The organism is Massilia jejuensis (assembly GCF_042656795.1).
Taxonomy (GTDB): domain Bacteria; phylum Pseudomonadota; class Gammaproteobacteria; order Burkholderiales; family Burkholderiaceae_D; genus Telluria; species Telluria jejuensis.
On the sequence record NZ_JBHSMS010000048.1, the window covers coordinates 1 to 1680 of the forward strand.

Annotated in this window: 3 protein-coding genes, 1 rRNA gene and 1 pseudogene; 3 read left to right on the top strand and 2 right to left on the bottom strand. The window is 58.3% G+C overall.

Annotated elements, in window-relative coordinates:
- The first annotated feature begins 82 nt into the window (after positions 1-82).
- Positions 83-195, top strand: a 5S ribosomal RNA gene (gene rrf, locus ACFPOU_RS16050).
- 161 nt (positions 196-356) lie between these two features.
- Complete coding sequence (locus tag ACFPOU_RS16055; RefSeq protein WP_379723322.1) at positions 357-656, top strand: hypothetical protein; 300 nt, start codon at positions 357-359, stop codon at positions 654-656.
- Positions 657-876: 220 nt separating this feature from the next.
- Here the strand turns inward: ACFPOU_RS16055 and ACFPOU_RS16060 are convergent, their stop codons facing one another.
- Positions 877-1113: a MerR family transcriptional regulator gene (locus tag ACFPOU_RS16060; protein WP_379723325.1), complete on the bottom strand. Its 237-nt coding sequence runs from the start codon at positions 1111-1113 to the stop codon at positions 877-879.
- On the opposite strand from ACFPOU_RS16060, the gene ACFPOU_RS16065 reads away from it, so the two are divergent.
- Entirely contained in the window at positions 1027-1221 is a 195-nt protein-coding gene (locus tag ACFPOU_RS16065; protein ID WP_379723328.1) for a hypothetical protein, read from the top strand. The genes ACFPOU_RS16060 and ACFPOU_RS16065 overlap by 87 nt on opposite strands.
- Here ACFPOU_RS16065 and ACFPOU_RS16070 read toward each other — a convergent pair.
- Positions 1218-1680 (bottom strand): annotated as a pseudogene (locus tag ACFPOU_RS16070) (IS5 family transposase); the annotation flags it as partial. The gene ACFPOU_RS16065 and the pseudogene ACFPOU_RS16070 overlap by 4 nt on opposite strands.

The following is a 1680-nucleotide window of genomic DNA, read 5'->3' on the forward strand; positions in this document are numbered from 1 at the left end:
TTGACGATACGCTACCCAAACCTACTTCTTCCAGATTCAGGGCCTTGTCCGCACCCGTGGACAAATGCTCGTACAAGTCATGCCTGATGACCATAGCAAGTCGGTCCCACCCCTTCCCATCCCGAACAGGACCGTGAAACGACTTTGCGCCGATGATAGTGCTGCAACCAGTGTGAAAGTAGGTTATCGTCAGGCTAGTTATAAGAAAAACCCCGCTCGCGCGGATTCACATCGGTGAGTCCTGCCTGAGCGGGGTTTTTGCTTTGATGATAAAGAAATGTCATCCATGACTGGTGGTTGAAAAGCTCGCAGCCGGAACTACAATCAAGAGAGGTCCGCAGTGTGAGGAAGTTGCCATGGATATTGATTATGTGCGCGCGGCACGTCGTTGCGTGGCTGCGTTTCTGCTGGCCGCCGGCCTCGGCGGCTGCGCCGTGTATGCGCCGCCCTATGCGTACGAGCCAACTTATCCGGTTTACAGCTACCCGAGCTACTACAGCTATCCGCGTTACATTGGACCACCGGTCGCATTGAATTTTGATTTCGGCTATTACAAGCACCACGGGTACCGGGGACACCACGGCCATCACGGCGGGCATCATCGTCACGGCTGGCGTTCTCATGGCGGCTGGGGACACAGGGGCGGCCGTCACTGATGCCATCGGCAGGCTGGGCGAGCACCCACCGCCCTCGCATTCCCCCCGATTAACGAAACCTCGGGTGGACAGGTGCTCCCCCAGTTCTGGCAGGTCCATCCCAGCCGAGCATACGGCTGGCTACCATACGACAGCCAGAAAGCGCGGCGGTTCCTTCCCAATTGTTTACGGCCGCCCCGTGAGTCCAGCCGCAAGGACACCGCTTGCGTCGGCGCTGCCATTAGCACCTGCTCAATAGGTAGCTCGTAGCCACTTCCGCGTTGGACGCTATGCCGCCCCGGAGAGTTTCGATGATGGGACACGACAAGTCGGCCCCTCCAGACTCGCATTCCTCAATGAGCGTGTTCAGTGTCGTGCGTATCTTGTTCAAATGCTTGATGTCCGCCTCGACGGTAGCAAGTTTGGCGACGGCGGCGTCATGCGTTTTTCGGCAACAACCGTTCTGATCCAACACCATCAACTCGTTGATTTCTTCAAGCGAAAATCCCACCTGCGTCACGTGCCCGATTACGATAAACAGAGCACTAAAAAAGTAGATGGCGTACAGGATGCTAAGAGCACCTAACAAAACCTCTCGACATACCGCCAACAGATGAGCGAGCAGGCAAGCGTTAGGAACGCCTGGTGTACGTCTGCTCGTCGCTCATGCCGGATGCGCAATCTGCGGAAGCGGTGTAGCCAACCCAAAGTTCGCTCGACGACCCAACGCCACCGTCCAAGCCTTTCGCGCGACTCCACGCCGTAGCGCGCGATACGAGCCGCGATGCCCCGACTGCGCAGCCAAGCCCGATGGGATCTCGAAGCGTACGCTCGATCGGCATGCAGCTTACCTGGGCGTTTGCGGGCACGGCCTGCCAGCCCTTAACTGCCGGGATTGACTCTACCAACGGGATGAGGAAACGAGAGTCGTGCACCTGCGCGCCCGAGATCTGGGCCACTTGGGGGAAGCCCACGCTCATCACCAGCAAATGGTGTTTGCAGCCGAGTTTGCCGCGATCGGTTGGGTTTCGGCCCGTGTCCTCGC